Raw genomic sequence first — 16,031 nt, forward strand, 5'->3', positions numbered from 1 at the left:
GTTCACGCCGGAAACCATAATCTTTGGGAGGAGACAGATGCGGAGACATCTACTTTCCGCAGTGGCGGCGGCTGCCGTCATTGCGGGGCACGGGTCCGCTTGGGCCGACGAAGCCGCAGCACAACGTTGGATTGACGACGAATTCCAGCCATCGACCCTGTCGAAAGACGAACAGATGGGTGAGATGAAGTGGTTCATCGAAGCTGCACAACCCTATGCCGGCATGGAAATCAACGTCCTGTCGGAAGGTATCCCGACCCACTCGTACGAATCCGAGGTTCTGACCAAGGCGTTCGAGGAAATCACCGGCATCAAGGTAAACCACCAGATCCTCGGTGAGGGCGAAGTGGTTCAGGCGGTGCAGACCCAGATGCAGACCGGCCGGAACCTCTATGACGGCTACGTCAATGACAGCGACCTGATCGGTACGCACTCGCGCCTGCAACTGGCCTATAACCTGACCGAACAGATGGGTGGTGACTGGGCGGCGACCACATCGCCGACGCTGGATCTGGATGACTTCATGGGCATTCAGTTCACAACCGGCCCGGACGGTAACCTGTACCAGCTGCCTGACCAGCAATTTGCGAACCTCTACTGGTTCCGCAAGGACTGGTTTGACGACGAGGCCAACAAAGCCGCGTTCAAAGAAAAGTACGGCTATGATCTGGGTGTTCCGGTCAACTGGTCGGCCTATGAGGACATCGCTGAATTCTTCACCAACGACGTGAAGGAAGTCGACGGCGTCGCGATCTATGGCCACATGGATTACGGCAAGCGCGCGCCTGACCTTGGCTGGCGTATGACCGACGCGTGGCTGTCGATGGCCGGTGCCGGTGACGTGGGTGAGCCGAACGGCGTTCCCGTCGACGAATGGGGTATCCGCATGGAAGCGGGCACCTGTAACCCTGTTGGTGCCTCCGTGTCGCGCGGTGGTGCGGCCAACGGTCCGGCTGCGGTCTATGCGATCCGCAAATGGGATGAGTGGCTGCGCAACTATGCGCCTCCGGGTGCGGCGTCTTATGACTTCTACCAGTCGCTGCCGGCGCTTAGCCAAGGCAACGTGGCCCAGCAGATCTTCTGGTACACCGCCTTTACCGCCGACATGGTGAAGCCGAAATCCGAAGGCAACAACACCGTGGATGACGAAGGCACGCCGCTGTGGCGGATGGCGCCCAGCCCGCACGGCCCCTATTGGGAAGACGGCCAGAAGGTTGGCTATCAGGACGTGGGGTCTTGGACCTTCCTGAAATCCACGCCTTCGGATCGTGCGCAGGCCGCGTGGCTGTATGCTCAGTTCGTGACGTCGAAAACTGTCGATGTGAAGAAGTCCCATGTGGGTCTGACCTTCATCCGCGACAGCTCGGTCAACCACGAGTCGTTCACCGAACGCGCACCCAAGCTGGGTGGTCTGGTCGAGTTCTACCGCTCGCCTGATCGTGTGGCATGGTCGCCGACCGGCATCAACGTTCCGGACTATCCGAAGCTGGCCCAGATCTGGTGGCAGCAGATCGGTGACGTGAACTCGGGCGCGTTCACCCCGCAAGAGGCAATGGACCGTCTGGCCGAGGAAATGGACATCACCATGGCCCGGATGCAGGCCGCGGATGAGGCCGCCAACGTCTATGGCGGCTGTGGTCCCCGCCTGAACGAGCCGCAGGACGCCGCCTTCTGGCTGGAAAAAGCAGGCTCGCCCAAGGCCAAGTTGGAAAACGAAAAGCCGCAGGGCCAGACCGTCAACTATGACGAGCTGGTGGCGCGCTGGCAGGCCAACTAAGCCAATGCAACCGGGGGTGCCGTGCGCGGCATCCCCACCCTACGACCAGTGCGCGGCACTGAAGGACCGGAACCCACGGACATGATCGAACTTCAAGATGCCACCAAACGGGTTGGCAACGTAATTCATATCAAGCCTACCAATCTGACGCTGCAGACCGGCCATTTCAATGTGCTGCTGGGCGCCACAGGGGCAGGCAAGACCTCGCTGATCAAGATGATGGCCGGGCTGGACCCGATCGCGTCGGGCAAGGTGCTGATGGACGGGCAGGATGTGACCCGGCTGAACACGCAAAAACGGCAGATCAGCCTGGTGCACCAGTTCTTCGTGAACTACCCGCATATGACCGTTTTCGACAACATTGCCTCACCCCTGCGCGTCGCGGGCATGGCGCAATCCGAGATCGAAGGTCGCGTCGAAGAGGCCGCCGACCTTTTACAACTGCGCCCGATGCTGCATCGCCGCCCGCATGAGCTGTCGGGCGGGCAGCAACAGCGCACGGCTTTGGCCCGGGCGATTGCCAAGGAAAGCCGCGCGGTGTTTCTGGATGAACCGCTGGCCAACCTTGACTACAAACTGCGCGAAGAATTGCGCGAACAGCTGCCCGATCTGTTTGCAGGGCGCGGGGCTGTGGTGGTCTATGCGACCTCGGAACCCGAAGAGGCGCTTCTGCTGGGCGGCTACACTGCCTTGATGGAGGACGGTCGCGTCACTCAATTCGGCCCCACCGCCGACATCTACCGCAACCCCGAAAACATCGCCGCGGCGCGCGTGTTTTCAGACCCGCCGATCAACGTGGCCCGGATCACCGTTTCAGGCGCGCAGGCGCAACTGGCAGGTGGCGGAGGCTGGGCTGTCCCGAACATGGCCGACGGAGACTACATGGTCGCCGTGCGCCCGCACCGGGTTACACCGTTCCGCACCTCGGACGCCGATGTCGAATTGACGGGCCGCGTGATCGTGACCGAGCTGTCGGGATCAGACTCCAGTGCGCATTTCCGGCATGGATCAGATGACTGGGTCTCGCTGGCTGTTGGCGTGCATCCCTATCAGGTGGGCGAGGATCACAGTTTCTACATGAACCCGGCCCATTGCCGGTATTTCGGCCAAGACGGCCAAAGGGTGGCCTGACATGGCACAGATTAAGCTTTCGAACCTGCGACACAGCTATATGCCTGACCCGCAAGGCCCGGATGACTATGCGCTCAAGGAAATCGACGTGACGTGGCGCGACGGCGGGGCTTACGCGCTGCTAGGGCCCTCGGGCTGCGGCAAGTCCACCTTGCTGAACATCATCTCGGGCCTTCTGACCCCGTCCGAAGGGCAAATCCTGTTCGATGACCGGGACGTCACCGCCCTGCCCCCCGATCAGCGCAACATCGCGCAGGTTTTCCAGTTCCCGGTGATCTACGACACGATGACCGTGGGTGAAAACCTGGCCTTTCCGTTGAAAAACCGCGGCGTTGACCCGGCAACGATCAAGCGTCGCGTCGATGAAATCGCCGAGATGCTGGACGTCACGGATATGCTGAACACTCGTGCCTCGGGACTGAGCCCGGACAACAAGCAGAAGATCTCGATGGGGCGCGGTCTGGTGCGTGATGACGTGAACGCGGTGATGTTCGACGAACCGCTGACCGTGATTGACCCTCATCTGAAATGGAAATTGCGGTCCAAGCTGAAAGAGCTGCATCAGCGCGTCAAAGCCACGATGATCTACGTGACCCACGACCAGACCGAGGCACTGACGTTTGCCGACGAAGTGGTGGTGATGCAAGAGGGCGAAGTGGTGCAGATCGGCACGCCGGTTGAACTGTTCGAGCGGCCTCAACACACATTCGTCGGCCATTTCATCGGCTCACCGGGCATGAACGTCTTGCCGTGTGAAGCTAAAGGCGACCGGGCGGTGTTCGAAGGCCACGAGGTCATGCTGGAAGGCCCAACCCATGGCGACGGTGGTCGCACCGACTTGGGCATCCGCCCGGAATATGTGGGCTTTGGCGACACCGGCATCCCGGCACATGTGACCAAAGTGTCCGACATCGGTCGCCACTATGTGGTCAGCGCTATGGTCGGCAATACCGCCCTTAAGGCTGTCACGGAACATGAGGTACCCGAGCCCGGATCAGAGGTCTTCCTGCAATTCAAACCAGAACAATCCCGCGTCTATCGCGACGGCTGGATCGCAACCGAGGAGCGCAGCTGATGAGAACAGAAAACCAAAAAGCGTGGTTCTTTGTCCTGCCTGTGCTGGCGCTGGTCGCGTTCAACGCGCTGGTGCCGATGATGACGGTGGTCAACTACTCGGTGCAGGAAACTTTTGGGAACAATCAGTTCTTCTGGGAAGGTCTGGGCTGGTTCGAACAGATCCTGCGATCTGACCGGTTTCAGGCCGCCCTTGGACGACAGTTCCTGTTCACTTTCCTGATCCTGCTGATCGAGGTGCCGCTGGGCATCATCGTCGCCCTGTCCATGCCGCGCAAAGGCTTCTGGGTGCCGGTCTGTCTGGTGCTGATGGCCCTGCCGATGCTGATCCCGTGGAACGTGGTGGGATCGATGTGGAACATCTTCACCCTGCCGAAAATCGGTCTAATGGGATACTTTCTGAATGACGTGCTGGGCATCAACTATGACATGACGCAACAGCCGCTTTCCGCCTGGATCACGGTCATTGTCATGGATGTCTGGCATTGGACCTCGCTGGTGGTACTGCTGTGCTACGCGGGCCTCGTGTCGATCCCCGACGCATACTATCAGGCGGCCAAGATCGACGGGGCCAGCCCGTGGTCGGTCTTCCGCTATATCCAGTTGCCCAAGATGAAAACCGTTCTGACTATCGCCGTTCTGCTGCGCTTTATGGACAGTTTCAACATCTATACCGAGCCCTTCGTGCTGACGGGCGGCGGCCCCGGCAACTCAACCACCTTGCTGTCGATCGACCTTGTGAAGATCGCGCTGGGGCAGTTCGACCTTGGCCCTGCGGCCGCGATGAGCCTGATCTATTTCGCCATCACGTTGCTTGTGTCGTGGCTATTCTACACTCTGATGACAAAGGATGACGCAGAATGAAAAAGCGGTCCATCATCCCGATCCTCTATATCGCGTTCCTGATGCTGCCGATCTATTGGCTGGTGGCGATGTCCTTCAAGACCACGAACGAGATTCTGTCGGGCTTTTCCCTGTTTCCCCAGACCTTTACGCTGGAAAATTACATCACCATCTTCACCGATCCGACATGGTATTGGGGATACATCAACTCGATCTCCTACGTGACTCTGAACACGGTGCTTTCCGTCTGTGTGGCGCTGCCTGCGGCCTATGCGTTCTCGCGCTACAGGTTCTTGGGTGACAAGCAGCTGTTTTTCTGGCTGTTGACCAACCGGATGGCACCGGCGGCGGTGTTCGCCCTGCCGTTTTTCCAGCTGTATTCTTCCATCGGCCTGTTCGACACGCATTTGGCTGTGGCGTTGGCGCATACGCTGTTCAACGTGCCGCTGGCGGTGTGGATTCTGGAAGGTTTCATGCGGGGCATCCCCAAGGAACTGGACGAAACCGCCTATGTCGACGGCTATTCCTTCCCGCGTTTCTTCGTGACGATCTTCCTGCCCAACATCAAAGCGGGTGTCGGCGTGGCGGCCTTCTTCTGCTTCATGTTCTCGTGGGTGGAAATGCTGCTGGCCAAAACCCTCACGGCGGTCGAGGCGAAACCCATCGCCGCCGTGATGACCCGCACCGCCTCCAGCGCGGGGTATGAGCTGGGCCTGCTGGCCGCTGCCGGGACGCTGACCATCATCCCCGGCGCCATCGTCATCTGGTTTGTCCGCAACTACATCGCGCGCGGGTTCGCGATGGGCCGTGTGTGAGGTTCGATATGCGTAAACTTCTTCTCACCCTCCCCTTTCTGCCGTCGATGGCTGCTGCCCAACAGGCCGGTTGGGGCAGTGTCGGCCAGCAAGAGGAAAAAGGGTTTTCCTGGACCGACCCCTTGTGGCCCGATTTCTGGATGGCCTGGACGCCCGCAACGCTGGCGCTGTTTGTGGGCATCTTTTCGGCCATCGCCCTGATTGGCGTGCTCGAAGGGTTCAAGTTCCGCGACGGGATCGAACGGCGCGGCGTGCTTGGCCTGACGACCACACTGGGCGACCGGCTGTTCATCACCCTGCTGGGATCGGCCTATATATTCCTCGCCTGGCTTGGGATCGTGGGCCAGCCCGTCTGGACGCCGCTATTCCTATCCATCGGCTGGGGTATTTTCGTCTTCTGGAAAGTTTGAGCTTTGCGAAACAGCGAAAGGATGCTTGTCTGTCAGGCATACTAAAAAATGCGACACGAAAGACCGATGCGAAAGAAAAAGACAACAAACCTTCTGACCGAGGTGGAACTTGAGTTCATGAATGAACTCTGGGCACTGGGTCGGGGCTCGGTCCGTGACGTGCTTGATCGCCTGCCACCAGAACGCAATCTGGCCTATACGTCCGGCGCAACCATCCTGCGGATACTCGACGACAAAGGCTTCGTCGAAAGCCGCAAGGACGGCAAGACGCTGATCTATACGCCACTGCTGGAGAAAGACAGGTATCAGGCACGGTCGCTGCAAAACCTCTCGCGTACATTGTTCGATGACACGCCCGCCTCATTGGTGGCGCGTCTGGTCGACGATGCGGGCCTGAGCGAAGCCGATCTGGAGGACATTCGGGCACTGGTAGAGAGGAGACTGCAAAATGACGGCGGTTAAACCGGTTCTCGATGCGTATCTCGAACTGAACATCGTACTTGGCCTTGCGGCCATGATATGGCTGGCGGTTCGGGGTGTTCTGACCAAGACCTCAATGCAATATGGGTTCATTGCGCAGCTCAGGGTGCTCAAACTGTTGTGCCTGTGCGTTCTGCTCAGCCCTGTTCTGGCCGTGGCTATCGGTGCGGTTGCGACCCTGACCTCGGCCCATGGCACCATCGCGATCGGAGACATTGCCGTCGCCGCCTATCTGCGCGGTGAAATCGCGATGCCAGCCACCCAGTTCGAAGCCCTTCTGAACACCCGCGAACGCTGGGTCGAAGTGCTGCTGGCGGGTGCATATCCCCTTGTGTCGGCAGTAGCGGCGCTGCTGGCCTTTGTGTCTGCGGTTTACCTGCTGCGCGTCCTTCGCGACGGGTTGGCGATCCGGCAGACCATTCAATCCAGCTTTCTCTGGCGTCAGTCCGCCAAGGTCGATATCCGTCTGTCAGATCGGATCTCAGTGCCCTTCGCCGTGCGTGGCCTGCGCCGTCGGCATGTCGTTCTGCCCAGCCACCTGCTGGACACCCCGCGCGAGCTGCGTTTTGCCCTTGCGCATGAGCTGCAACATATCCGCGCCGGAGATGTTGAGTGGGAACTGGGCTTTGAACTGCTGCGCCCCCTGCTGTTCTGGAACCCGGGTTACATTGCGCTGAAGTATCAGTTCGACCGGCTGCGGGAACTGGCCTGCGACCAATCGGTCGTGGCGCGCAAGGGGATTGATGCGCGGGACTACACCACCTGCCTGCTGGACTATTGCGCGCGCACCGTCACCCGTGGCAGCCCGCGTGTTCTGAACGTGGCTCTGGTAACGGGCGGCAAGGCCAAACGTGTGTTACGTCAGCGCGTGATTGCTTTGGCCGATGCACCGTCAACTCAGGCAACGCAGCCGGTTCTGTTCGTGGGGCTGGCGCTGATTTTTGCTCTGATGCTGGGGTTTGGCGCGGCCTCGGTCCAGCAGACCGAGGATTGGAGCCATGACCGGCTGATGCTGTCCACCGTGGTCAACCTCGAACGGCTCGAAGCGCGCAATCAGGGCAACTGATCTACCAGCCCCGACGCCCGAACAAAGCCTGCAACCGGGTCTGACCTGCAAAGGGATCAACCGGTTGCGGTGCCGCAAGGTTGGACACGACCCGGCGGACCAGAACCCAGCAGACCCCGGCAAAGATGATCCCTCCCAACGCCTGCCCCAGCAACACGCCCGGCGCGCCTGCGATATAGCCTCCGGCAACAGCAAAGGGCCAAGTGCCCAATGTGTGCCGCCCCCAGTTCACCCAGGTCGAATAGACCGGGTGGCCCAGATTGTTGAAACTGGCATTCGCAACAAAGATCACCCCGTTAAAGAACGACGCCAGCGCAAGCGGACCACAGAACAGATAGATCAGCGCCCGTGTCTCTCCCTGCGCCTGAAACAGGTCGGCAATCGGTGCGCGTAACAGGAACAACGTGGCAGCCATCAGGCAGACATAGACCGCAGTGAACTTGACCCCGGCCACAAAGCTCTGCCGAACCCGATCATACTGCCCTGCCCCGAAATTCTGCCCCACAATCGGACCGATGGCCCCCGACAGCGCAAAGACCACCGAGAAGGCCACGGGCATCAGCCGCCCGATCACAGCCATCCCTGCCACGGCGTCGGTTCCGAATTGCGCCACCTCGCGAATGACAATGGCGTTGCCGATGGGCGTGGCGATATTGGTCAGGACAGCGGGAACAGCAATCGACGCCACGGGGCGCACATTCGCGGCCAGTTTCGGCAGGGATGGTTTGCCGAAGCCGCCATGGACCCGCACCGCAGGCCGGATGGCGGCGATCAGCATACATATCCGGGCAATGACCGACGCAATGGCCGCCCCGTCCAGCCCCAGCCCAACGGCAAAGATCAAAATCGGGTCCAGAACCGCATTTGCGACCCCGCCGTAAATCGTCGCCTGCATCGAACGCCGCGCATCCCCGTGGGCCCGCAATACCGCCATACCGGTCATAGCAATCGCCATCACCCACATGGTCGGCAGGATGATCGACATGTAACGCGCGGCCAGACGCAGCACCTCGCCCTCTGCCCCCAGCAGGGACAGGCAGAGCTCCAGATTGAACATCACCGCCATTGAAACCGCCAAGCCGATCAATGCCCCCAACACCGCAACGCTGGTTGCGAATTGGCGGGCCTGTTCGGGCTGTCCGGCACCCAGGGCGCGCGCAACCAAAGCACCCGCCGCGATCGACAGCCCCACATTGACCGAGTTGGTAAAAAACAGCAGCGTCCCGGCATACCCCACCGCCGCCGCCAGCGCGTCATTGCCCAGCATCGAGATGAAGATCATGTCGACGAAATCCACGGCAAAGATGGCCATCAGGCCAATGCTGGTGGTCAGGGACATGCGGGTGACATGCCCCATCAGGCTGCCGGTCAGAAAAACCGCCTTTGCGTCGGATTGCGTAGCCATTGGTTTTTCGCCCTTACCCCTGTTGCTCGGCCTTGTACCCCCGCAAGAACTGACGGAGAAAACCCGACAGCTCAAACCGCAGCGCATCTGCATCAAGGGCAACGAACCGGCCCTCAAGCGACAGTTTGACAATGCCGTGCACCGCCGAAAACACCGTGCGCGCCCGCAAGGCCAAAGTGGGCTGGTCCAACGCCGGGCTGATAGCGGCAAGCGGGGTCATAACCTCGGCAATCAGAACGGCGTGTTCCTCCAGATGCCAGTCCGGCACCGGAACGCCCGGCGGCATGCGGTGATCGAACAAAGCCGCCCAGAGGTTCGGATTGCGTGTTCCGAAATCAAGATAAGCCAGCGCCAGCGCTTGCAACTGATCCTCGGGCGTTTTCTGCGCCGCTGATGCGGCTTGCAGCTCAGCATGCAATCTGGCCAGGGTTTTTGAGTTCACGGCCAGAATCAGCAGGTCCAAATCCTCATAGGCGTTGTACAGGCTACCCAGCGCGCATCCCGCATCTTTGGTCACATCACGGGCCCGCAAAGCGGCCAAACCATCGGCCTCGATCCTTTTTTCAGCGGCCATCAGTAGATTTTTTTTCAGAATTTCTCTTTTGTTATGAGCCACTTGATCCTCCGCCAGCGAAATTTATTGAACAACGTTCATTTTTGATATTGAACGTCGTTCACAAATCGCGCATATTCACCTCATGAACAATGTTCATAAACGAGGAGCCAAAGATGTTCAAACAGTTTGCCACATTGTTACGCGGCCGAAGCTATGAGGCAGCAACCGCTGTCACCGACCGCCATGCGCTGCCGATTTTGCGCCAGCAGATCCGCGATTGCGCCCACGCCGTTCAGATGTCGCGCAAGGCGGTTGCCGTTGCGATGGCCCAGAATGATCAGGAAAAGAAACAGCACGACCGCCTGACCCAGCAAATCGCCGACCTTGAGGTGCGCACCCTGGCCGCCCTGCAACAAGACCGCGAGGATCTGGCGCAGGATGCAGCGGAAACCATCGCCCATCTTGAGGCCGAGCGCGACGTCTCGACCCAGGCGCAGGCGCGGTTTGATACCGAAATCACCCGTCTGCGCACTGTCCTGCGCGAGGCCGAAACCCGGCTGCGTCAGTTGCAACGCGGCCAGCGGTTGGCCACGGCCACGGACAAGACACAGCGCCTGCAACAAGTGGCCCCCGACAGCGGCCTCTCTACCCTGCGCGAAGCCGAAGACACTTTGCACCGCTTGCAGGAACGCCAAAGCGAAATGGACGCGACAGCCCGTGCCATGACCGAGTTGGAAACCACCGGGTCGGCCGAAAACATCCGCGATCGTCTGGCCGAGGCGGGCTGCGGCAAGCCGCTGCGATCCAGCGCAGATGAAGTTCTGGAACGGCTGAAGAAGAAGGCCGCGAAAGCTGAAAAACAGAAATCGAAGTAACCTTAACAGCCCCACTCAAATATTTGAAAACACGAGAGGAAAAGACCAATGAACACCGAAGAAAACCTGAACCTGCCTCAGTCGAACGCCTGGAACATGTTTACCATCGGCTCATTCATCGTCGCCGCTGCGATGATGGCGGGGGGTATCTACTTCCTTGAGGCCAGCTTTGCCGCAAAGGGGTTTTACTCGATGTCCGCGCTGATGCTGGTGCACACGACCGTCTCGATCACCAAAACCCTGCGGGACCGCGAAGAATCGCAGCGTCTGCACAACCGGATCGAGGATGCGAAGACCGAGAAGCTTCTGAAAGAGGTTGGCGACAACATCGCTGCTTAAACGATCACATCGCGCACAGACAGGCGCGCGCGGCTGGGGGTGGCTTTGTTGGCGGCCCCCAGCCGCAACGCGTTGAACACCACCCTGCCCTCGGGCAGCGCGAACCTTTCAGTGATCGCCCTGCGTGTTTCGGGATCATCCGCCAAAGCGGCCGCGGGCCAACCCACAAGCCCACGCGCCGTGGCCTGCAACCAACTGCGGTAAAACGCCTGCCCCGCCTGTGTCATCGGTTCCTGTTCCGGCCAGTGAAACAACGCAATTGCCCCTGCGCCCTGACTGCGCGCAGCCTCGCCTGACAATTGTGGGCCAAGGCCCAGCGCGGACAATCTGCTGTACAACCTGCCCCCAAGAACGGTCGGAACCAGACGCGCGGTGACGGCGTCCATGGCTAGAACTTCGCGGTTCAGACCATCCAGATTGTATCGCGGGTCGTCCCGGCGCAGGCGCATCCAGTGCAGCAACTCGGACCGAAAGGCCCGGGGGCGCATGACGCGGGCCGATGCAATGTCGATCTGTTTTGCAAACCACGCGATCTGTTCCCGGTCCGTGATCAGCGTCATTTGCGGCGCGGCCCAATCGGCAAAGGCATCCTCGGCCACAGGTGCAAAACCCGCGCGGTGGGTCAGACGTTTTGGAACCTCAGCTGCCAGTGCCCTGTCTTCGGCGGACGCAGATCCGTCCAGCACGATCCGGGCGATTGGGCGCAGGCCATCCTGATCTGCCTCTTGGGTCCAGATTACCTTGGCGCCCATTCCGTGCACAGCCATCGCCAGAACCGTCCCTTCGACCGCCGCACCACAAGACACCTCCAGATCGCGATCGGTTGGGTCGCCAATCGGCAGACGCCGGGACAGATCGGCCAGAACCTCGATCCCGTCGTTGCGCATCCTCCAGCGTGCCGGTTGGATGTTATGGGCCGAAGGTGCCAGCATCGCGTGGGCGACAAGGGCCTCGAACTCTGCGCGCTCCATCACGACAGCTCCTTTGAGAACAGGTGGAGCCGGTGCAGCGCCACGGCCCCCGCTTTTTCCGTCTGCCGCAGGCTGGCGGCGTTTTCATCCGCGATCCAGGTGCCGCCGACGGTTTTGTACCCCGCCGCAATCATATCGCGGGTCACTTCGGACAGCATCAAAGGGTTGACGGACCGCCCCTGATATTCGGGCATGACACCCTGAAAAATCACCACGGCGCGGTCCCGCCGCGCTTTGTAGCGCAGATAGTGCCACGGCAGGGACAGGCGCATCCGCGACCCCAGCCGCCGCAGCAAAGGGTTGAGGTCTGGTATGGCGATCACCGCCCCGGCGGGTTCCCCCTTGTAGTGCACAACTTTGGAAATCCGCGGGTCCATGATCCATTTCATGTCTTTTGCCTGAAAGTGGAACTCTTCGGCGGTGACGGGCACAAACATCGGGTTGTTCCTGAAGCTGCGGTTCAGGATTGTGCGAGCATCTTCCAACCTCTCAGCAATGGTTGCGCGGTTGACCGGAGCAAAGGCGAACCCCTGATCCAGCAATTGCGCGCGCTGCGCGTCCGGCAAAAGCGTCGGGGCCTTGTCCAGACGCCGTTCAAAAGTGGTCATCGGAAACTGCCGGGTGTAGCCGTTTTCCCCTAACAGTTTCGGCAAATGGGGCGGTCCCCATATCTGATCGGTATAAGGCGCCCGATCAAAGCCTTCGGTCATTATACCGGCCTGCTGCATTGCGGTCAGGTTGAAGTTCCCCGTCAGGCGGGTCAGCCCCTTGGCCCGTGCCCAGCTCTCTGCCGCGCCCAGCAATGCGGCTGCGGCGGCAGGATCGTCTGCGCAATCGAAGAACCCAAAGCAGCCCCTCGCCTCGGCATACAGATCATTCGATGCGCGATGCAGATGGGCCGTGATCCGCCCGACAGGCGCGCCCTGACGCAGTGCCGTGAAATAGGTGAAGTCAGAATCCGATGAAAACAGCGGGTTCTTGACCGACAGAAACCGTTTCAAATCAGCCTTCATCGGCGACACGTAATTTGTGTCCAAGCCGTATGCGTGGAACGGGGCCGCGAAAAAGCTGGGGAAATGCCGCTCTTGAATTTCGATCATGTCCGCCCCTCAGCTGCCATCAGCTGCGCCATTCGCTGAACCGCGCGCAGGGCCGCGCCCGTGCTGTCCTGACCAGCAATCGCCGGGCTGCTCAGCAACACAATCATCATGGGATGATCCGACAACCGCACAGCATGGGTGGCGTCATAGCGGGAAAACAACCAGTTGATTTGCTCGTCCTGAGCCGCGCCAAGGTGCTGCACCGGCAATGCTGCAAAGCTGGACCGCAGCGCGTCCAGCTCCATGTCAGACAGGTCTGCCTCGGTCAGCAACATCGCATCCGGGGCCCCGGCGGCGCGGCGCAGCAGAGCAAGGCCGGCCTCAGCCCCCTGCCCCTGTGCCTCGGCAATTTCGCGCAGGGCGATCAGTTGGCGGTCTTCGATGCGCAAGGCCACGGCGGCCTGCCAGATGGCCAGAAGGATCAGCGCCGAGACGACAATCGCCGTGACCTGAGCGCCGGTCCGCAGGTCCAGTGAAACCAGAGCGGACAGGATCAGGGTCACCAAAACGGTCACCAAGAAAACGATCCCGAAGCTGCGCAGAATATCAGCGGCGCGCAGGCCGGGGCGGTTCATCCCGATCGCCAGCCAGCACAGCACCAGAACCGCCACACCGCCCAGCTTGACCGGCGCGTCTATCACCGTTTCGCGCATGTAATCCGTGGCCAGAAACGGCAGGATCAGGACGAATGACAGGCCGATCCGGTTGATGGTCCTGTTTTCCGTCGGCGACAGGCTAGCCCGGTCCCTGCGCCAGACAAACAGGGCTACACCGCTGAGAGCGATGAGCTGGAACAAGAGCAACGCGGAAAGGCGAACCGGCTCAAGGCTGCTGAACTGTATCAACCCCATCACGCTCAGCCCCAAGGCACCCCATGCGCAGGTCTGTTTGAGGAGCGGAGGCGCATGACGGCGTAGCAAACCTTCGGCCAGAACAAGCGCGGCAAGGGGCACCAGTGCGGCACAGCAATTGGCCACCGCCGAGAACAGCCAGCCCCAGCCGTCCCAATGGCCGACACGGGCCAGCATCAGGCCGATCAGCACCCACAGGCAGAACCGAAACCGCCGCGCAATCTCAGGCCGTTGCACCAGATCACCTATATGCAGCAACACAACCACTGCGCCCAGCGCGGCACATATGGCCACCCAAGTATCCGCCAAATAGGCCGCCGTATCCATCATGAGCCCAGCAACCTGTTCATTTGACGCCGCACCAAAGGCCGCATCACCGCAGCGACAAAACCGGGCAAAGGGCGTTCAACCTTGCCGGTATGCGGGTTCAGAAACCAACCGCGAAAATCTGCGCCATGCGGGCGACCCAGCAGGCCATGCAGCGCCTCACCCCCCATCAGGGTTCCCGCCATGATCACCATCGGCGCAAAGGACATGCGACTACGGGTTCCGGCAATCACCTCTCCGGCCAAGGACAGATCCACATGGTGACGGGATGAGGAATGGGTCAGCACATATTCAGCCTCAGCCGCTGCTGCGGCATCGCGCATCTCAGACGTCAGCTCGTTCCAACCCGTGCCCTGCGTGGTATAGCCCAGACGCTCTTCCGGCATCGGATCGCCGGGCCCTGTCACGTAAACCGATGGCAGGGGCGAGGCGTAGGCATCAATCACCGCCCGTCCCTTGGCGCGCGCGGTGCGGTACAGCAGCAGGCTGGCCCCCAAATCGTCGGTGCCATTGATGACAATATCCGCCGCTTCAACCAGCCGCTCCACGTGATCCGGCCATTCGGCGCCCAGCACCTCAATCTCGGCCTCGGGGTTGATCTGCAGGCACTGATCGCGGGTCGCCTGCGCCTTGTCCTGATCGACCGTCTTCAGCGTCGCGAAAAGCTGCCTGTTCAGGTTCGAGACCTCGAAACTGTCCAGATCGGCCAGGATCAAGCGCCCGACCCCGGCGCGGATCAGGGTCATGATGGCGCTGCCGCCCATCCCCCCGGTCCCGCAGACAAAGACACAAGCGCCGCGCAACCTTTCTTGTTCGGGTTCCGAGACAAAGCCCAGATTACGCGTGGTGAAGTCCTGATACGAGAACATGCTCATTTCTCCTGCCCTCTGGCCCGTAAGATGCCGAAATCCCGATGCGTATCGGCCCATTGCCACACAGGCATCGCCAAACGCTGTATCACAGCAGCGACCACGGCCAGCGCGACGGCGGCAAAAGACCCGCGCGGAACCTCGCGCCCGACGTAGGACAGCGCAGTGGGCATATCCATCTGCCCCAATTGCAGAACGTCATCGCCGCGATCATAGTCCAGCTGATCCCGGCAATAGTCGTTTACGGCTTGATCCCGGTGTTTGGGTGCGTCGTCATAGGTTTTCTTCAGATGATCCGAGCCGCCCGTATAGGCGTTGGTGATCACGAACCGTTCCTCATCAAAACCAGCCTCGGGGCCAACGCCAAAGACATGGCGATGATGGCGCATGATCTCGCGCCCCAGCAACAGATGCAGCAGGCTGCGCCGATTCTGCGCGCCGCCACCCGGCACCGGAAAGACCCGCGCGAACCCGTGACCGACAAGGCCGACAACCGCAGGCACCTGCGTAACATTCGAAATCCAAAGCGGTCGCATGCCATTGCGAAACAGCATCAGCACGCAGGTCAGCCCATAGAGCACCCAGCTGAGCCCCTGACTGCGCAGATCGGGGTCCACCATCACCAACCCCAGGTGCAGAACCTCTTCGGAGCGATGCCCCAGATCGACATCCATCAAAGCCAGCGCATTGAACGCCACCGGAGCCTGATCCGCACGGCGCGAGACCAGCGTGATGACCGACTGCGCAAGGCGATCACTGTCCCCGGCAAAAACGCCGTACTCCAGCTCACCCGCCGGCAATGTCTTGGACGCAACCGTGCGCAGATCCGACACCAGCGCCTCTAATTGGTCCGGCGACATCCACAGGCCGGGCCGTTCGACGATGCGAACCTTGTACCCGCCCGAGGCGTTCAGACGAACATCCATGTACCGCTGAGACGCGGCGCTGAGTATGGCGCTTAACAAATGCTGTTCCTGCTCTGACTTCTCATTGCCAAATATGAATAGCTTTATGACAAAACTAAGGTACGGCGTGCCTCTTTGGATCGTGATCCGCAGGACGGACTGAACCGGATTGGCATGGGCTTGCGCAAGTCCAGAAATCCACCAGTTCCGCGACCCGCGTGGCCGCGTTAAGCTGGC

General features: G+C 60.6%; 17 protein-coding genes. 10 read left to right on the top strand and 7 right to left on the bottom strand.

Going from position 1 to position 16,031, the window contains the following annotated elements:
• Positions 1-37: 37 nt before the first annotated feature.
• The 8 genes from ACRZ94_RS02810 (at position 38) to ACRZ94_RS02845 (ending at position 7,596) form a co-directional block, all read left to right on the top strand.
• A complete protein-coding gene (locus ACRZ94_RS02810; protein WP_480650442.1) occupies positions 38-1,777 on the top strand; it encodes an ABC transporter substrate-binding protein in 1,740 nt (579 codons plus the stop codon).
• 81 nt (positions 1,778-1,858) lie between these two features.
• Entirely contained in the window at positions 1,859-2,908 is a 1,050-nt protein-coding gene (locus tag ACRZ94_RS02815) for an ABC transporter ATP-binding protein (RefSeq protein WP_480650441.1), read from the top strand.
• Position 2,909: 1 nt separating this feature from the next.
• Positions 2,910-3,983: an ABC transporter ATP-binding protein gene (locus ACRZ94_RS02820; RefSeq protein ID WP_480650440.1), complete on the top strand. Its 1,074-nt coding sequence runs from the start codon at positions 2,910-2,912 to the stop codon at positions 3,981-3,983.
• Positions 3,983-4,846, top strand: coding sequence for a carbohydrate ABC transporter permease (locus ACRZ94_RS02825; RefSeq protein WP_480650439.1), 864 nt, complete (start codon positions 3,983-3,985; stop codon positions 4,844-4,846). The genes ACRZ94_RS02820 and ACRZ94_RS02825 overlap by 1 nt, the downstream gene beginning before the upstream one ends.
• Complete coding sequence (locus tag ACRZ94_RS02830) at positions 4,843-5,640, top strand: carbohydrate ABC transporter permease (protein WP_480796622.1); 798 nt, start codon at positions 4,843-4,845, stop codon at positions 5,638-5,640. Before ACRZ94_RS02825 ends, ACRZ94_RS02830 begins: the two co-directional genes overlap by 4 nt.
• An 8-nt stretch (positions 5,641-5,648) precedes the next feature.
• Positions 5,649-6,050 carry a DUF2160 domain-containing protein gene (locus tag ACRZ94_RS02835; RefSeq protein WP_170352712.1) on the top strand — a complete coding sequence of 134 codons (402 nt, stop codon included), beginning with the start codon at positions 5,649-5,651 and terminating at the stop codon, positions 6,048-6,050.
• A 66-nt stretch (positions 6,051-6,116) separates the two neighbouring features.
• Positions 6,117-6,512, top strand: a complete 396-nt coding sequence (locus ACRZ94_RS02840; protein ID WP_480796623.1) for a BlaI/MecI/CopY family transcriptional regulator — start codon at positions 6,117-6,119, stop codon at positions 6,510-6,512.
• The gene (locus ACRZ94_RS02845) at positions 6,499-7,596 is read left to right on the top strand and encodes a M56 family metallopeptidase (RefSeq protein WP_480650435.1); all 1,098 of its coding nucleotides are present in this window, start codon (positions 6,499-6,501) and stop codon (positions 7,594-7,596) included. The genes ACRZ94_RS02840 and ACRZ94_RS02845 overlap by 14 nt, the downstream gene beginning before the upstream one ends.
• Position 7,597: 1 nt before the next feature.
• Here ACRZ94_RS02845 and ACRZ94_RS02850 read toward each other — a convergent pair whose 3' ends face one another.
• The gene (locus ACRZ94_RS02850; RefSeq protein ID WP_480796624.1) at positions 7,598-9,001 is read right to left on the bottom strand and encodes an MATE family efflux transporter; all 1,404 of its coding nucleotides are present in this window, start codon (positions 8,999-9,001) and stop codon (positions 7,598-7,600) included.
• Between the two features lie 13 nt (positions 9,002-9,014).
• Positions 9,015-9,575 carry a TetR/AcrR family transcriptional regulator gene (locus ACRZ94_RS02855; protein WP_480796625.1) on the bottom strand — a complete coding sequence of 187 codons (561 nt, stop codon included), beginning with the start codon at positions 9,573-9,575 and terminating at the stop codon, positions 9,015-9,017.
• Between the two features lie 155 nt (positions 9,576-9,730).
• On the opposite strand from ACRZ94_RS02855, the gene ACRZ94_RS02860 reads away from it, so the two are divergent.
• Complete coding sequence (locus tag ACRZ94_RS02860) at positions 9,731-10,432, top strand: PspA/IM30 family protein (protein ID WP_480796626.1); 702 nt, start codon at positions 9,731-9,733, stop codon at positions 10,430-10,432.
• Positions 10,433-10,480: 48 nt separating this feature from the next.
• Entirely contained in the window at positions 10,481-10,771 is a 291-nt protein-coding gene (locus ACRZ94_RS02865; protein ID WP_480650431.1) for a YiaA/YiaB family inner membrane protein, read from the top strand.
• On the opposite strand, the gene ACRZ94_RS02870 is transcribed toward ACRZ94_RS02865, so the two are convergent.
• The 5 genes from ACRZ94_RS02870 to ACRZ94_RS02890 are packed head-to-tail and all read right to left on the bottom strand — an operon-like array spanning position 10,768 to position 15,854.
• Positions 10,768-11,742 carry a nitroreductase family protein gene (locus tag ACRZ94_RS02870; protein ID WP_480796627.1) on the bottom strand — a complete coding sequence of 325 codons (975 nt, stop codon included), beginning with the start codon at positions 11,740-11,742 and terminating at the stop codon, positions 10,768-10,770. The genes ACRZ94_RS02865 and ACRZ94_RS02870 overlap by 4 nt on opposite strands.
• Complete coding sequence (locus tag ACRZ94_RS02875; RefSeq protein ID WP_480796628.1) at positions 11,742-12,842, bottom strand: hypothetical protein; 1,101 nt, start codon at positions 12,840-12,842, stop codon at positions 11,742-11,744. The genes ACRZ94_RS02870 and ACRZ94_RS02875 overlap by 1 nt, the downstream gene beginning before the upstream one ends.
• Complete coding sequence (locus ACRZ94_RS02880) at positions 12,839-14,023, bottom strand: hypothetical protein (RefSeq protein WP_480650428.1); 1,185 nt, start codon at positions 14,021-14,023, stop codon at positions 12,839-12,841. The genes ACRZ94_RS02875 and ACRZ94_RS02880 overlap by 4 nt, the downstream gene beginning before the upstream one ends.
• Positions 14,020-14,895, bottom strand: coding sequence for a ThiF family adenylyltransferase (locus ACRZ94_RS02885; RefSeq protein ID WP_480650427.1), 876 nt, complete (start codon positions 14,893-14,895; stop codon positions 14,020-14,022). Before ACRZ94_RS02885 ends, ACRZ94_RS02880 begins: the two co-directional genes overlap by 4 nt.
• Positions 14,892-15,854: a hypothetical protein gene (locus tag ACRZ94_RS02890; protein ID WP_480650426.1), complete on the bottom strand. Its 963-nt coding sequence runs from the start codon at positions 15,852-15,854 to the stop codon at positions 14,892-14,894. The genes ACRZ94_RS02885 and ACRZ94_RS02890 overlap by 4 nt, the downstream gene beginning before the upstream one ends.
• Positions 15,855-16,031 lie beyond the last annotated feature (177 nt).

The organism is Ruegeria sp. CH10 (assembly GCF_056537125.1).

Bases quoted from the DNA above. Each gene is read 5' to 3' on its own strand.
- ACRZ94_RS02810 (WP_480650442.1), top strand. From the start codon at position 38: ATGCGGAGACATCTACTTTCCGCAGTGGCGGCGGCTGCCGTCATTGCG.
- ACRZ94_RS02815 (WP_480650441.1), top strand. From the start codon at position 1,859: ATGATCGAACTTCAAGATGCCACCAAACGGGTTGGCAACGTAATTCAT.
- ACRZ94_RS02820 (WP_480650440.1), top strand. From the start codon at position 2,910: ATGGCACAGATTAAGCTTTCGAACCTGCGACACAGCTATATGCCTGAC.
- ACRZ94_RS02825 (WP_480650439.1), top strand. From the start codon at position 3,983: ATGAGAACAGAAAACCAAAAAGCGTGGTTCTTTGTCCTGCCTGTGCTG.
- ACRZ94_RS02830 (WP_480796622.1), top strand. From the start codon at position 4,843: ATGAAAAAGCGGTCCATCATCCCGATCCTCTATATCGCGTTCCTGATG.
- ACRZ94_RS02835 (WP_170352712.1), top strand. From the start codon at position 5,649: ATGCGTAAACTTCTTCTCACCCTCCCCTTTCTGCCGTCGATGGCTGCT.
- ACRZ94_RS02840 (WP_480796623.1), top strand. From the start codon at position 6,117: ATGCGAAAGAAAAAGACAACAAACCTTCTGACCGAGGTGGAACTTGAG.
- ACRZ94_RS02845 (WP_480650435.1), top strand. From the start codon at position 6,499: ATGACGGCGGTTAAACCGGTTCTCGATGCGTATCTCGAACTGAACATC.
- ACRZ94_RS02850 (WP_480796624.1), bottom strand. From the start codon at position 9,001: ATGGCTACGCAATCCGACGCAAAGGCGGTTTTTCTGACCGGCAGCCTG.
- ACRZ94_RS02855 (WP_480796625.1), bottom strand. From the start codon at position 9,575: ATGGCCGCTGAAAAAAGGATCGAGGCCGATGGTTTGGCCGCTTTGCGG.
- ACRZ94_RS02860 (WP_480796626.1), top strand. From the start codon at position 9,731: ATGTTCAAACAGTTTGCCACATTGTTACGCGGCCGAAGCTATGAGGCA.
- ACRZ94_RS02865 (WP_480650431.1), top strand. From the start codon at position 10,481: ATGAACACCGAAGAAAACCTGAACCTGCCTCAGTCGAACGCCTGGAAC.
- ACRZ94_RS02870 (WP_480796627.1), bottom strand. From the start codon at position 11,742: ATGGAGCGCGCAGAGTTCGAGGCCCTTGTCGCCCACGCGATGCTGGCA.
- ACRZ94_RS02875 (WP_480796628.1), bottom strand. From the start codon at position 12,842: ATGATCGAAATTCAAGAGCGGCATTTCCCCAGCTTTTTCGCGGCCCCG.
- ACRZ94_RS02880 (WP_480650428.1), bottom strand. From the start codon at position 14,023: ATGATGGATACGGCGGCCTATTTGGCGGATACTTGGGTGGCCATATGT.
- ACRZ94_RS02885 (WP_480650427.1), bottom strand. From the start codon at position 14,895: ATGAGCATGTTCTCGTATCAGGACTTCACCACGCGTAATCTGGGCTTT.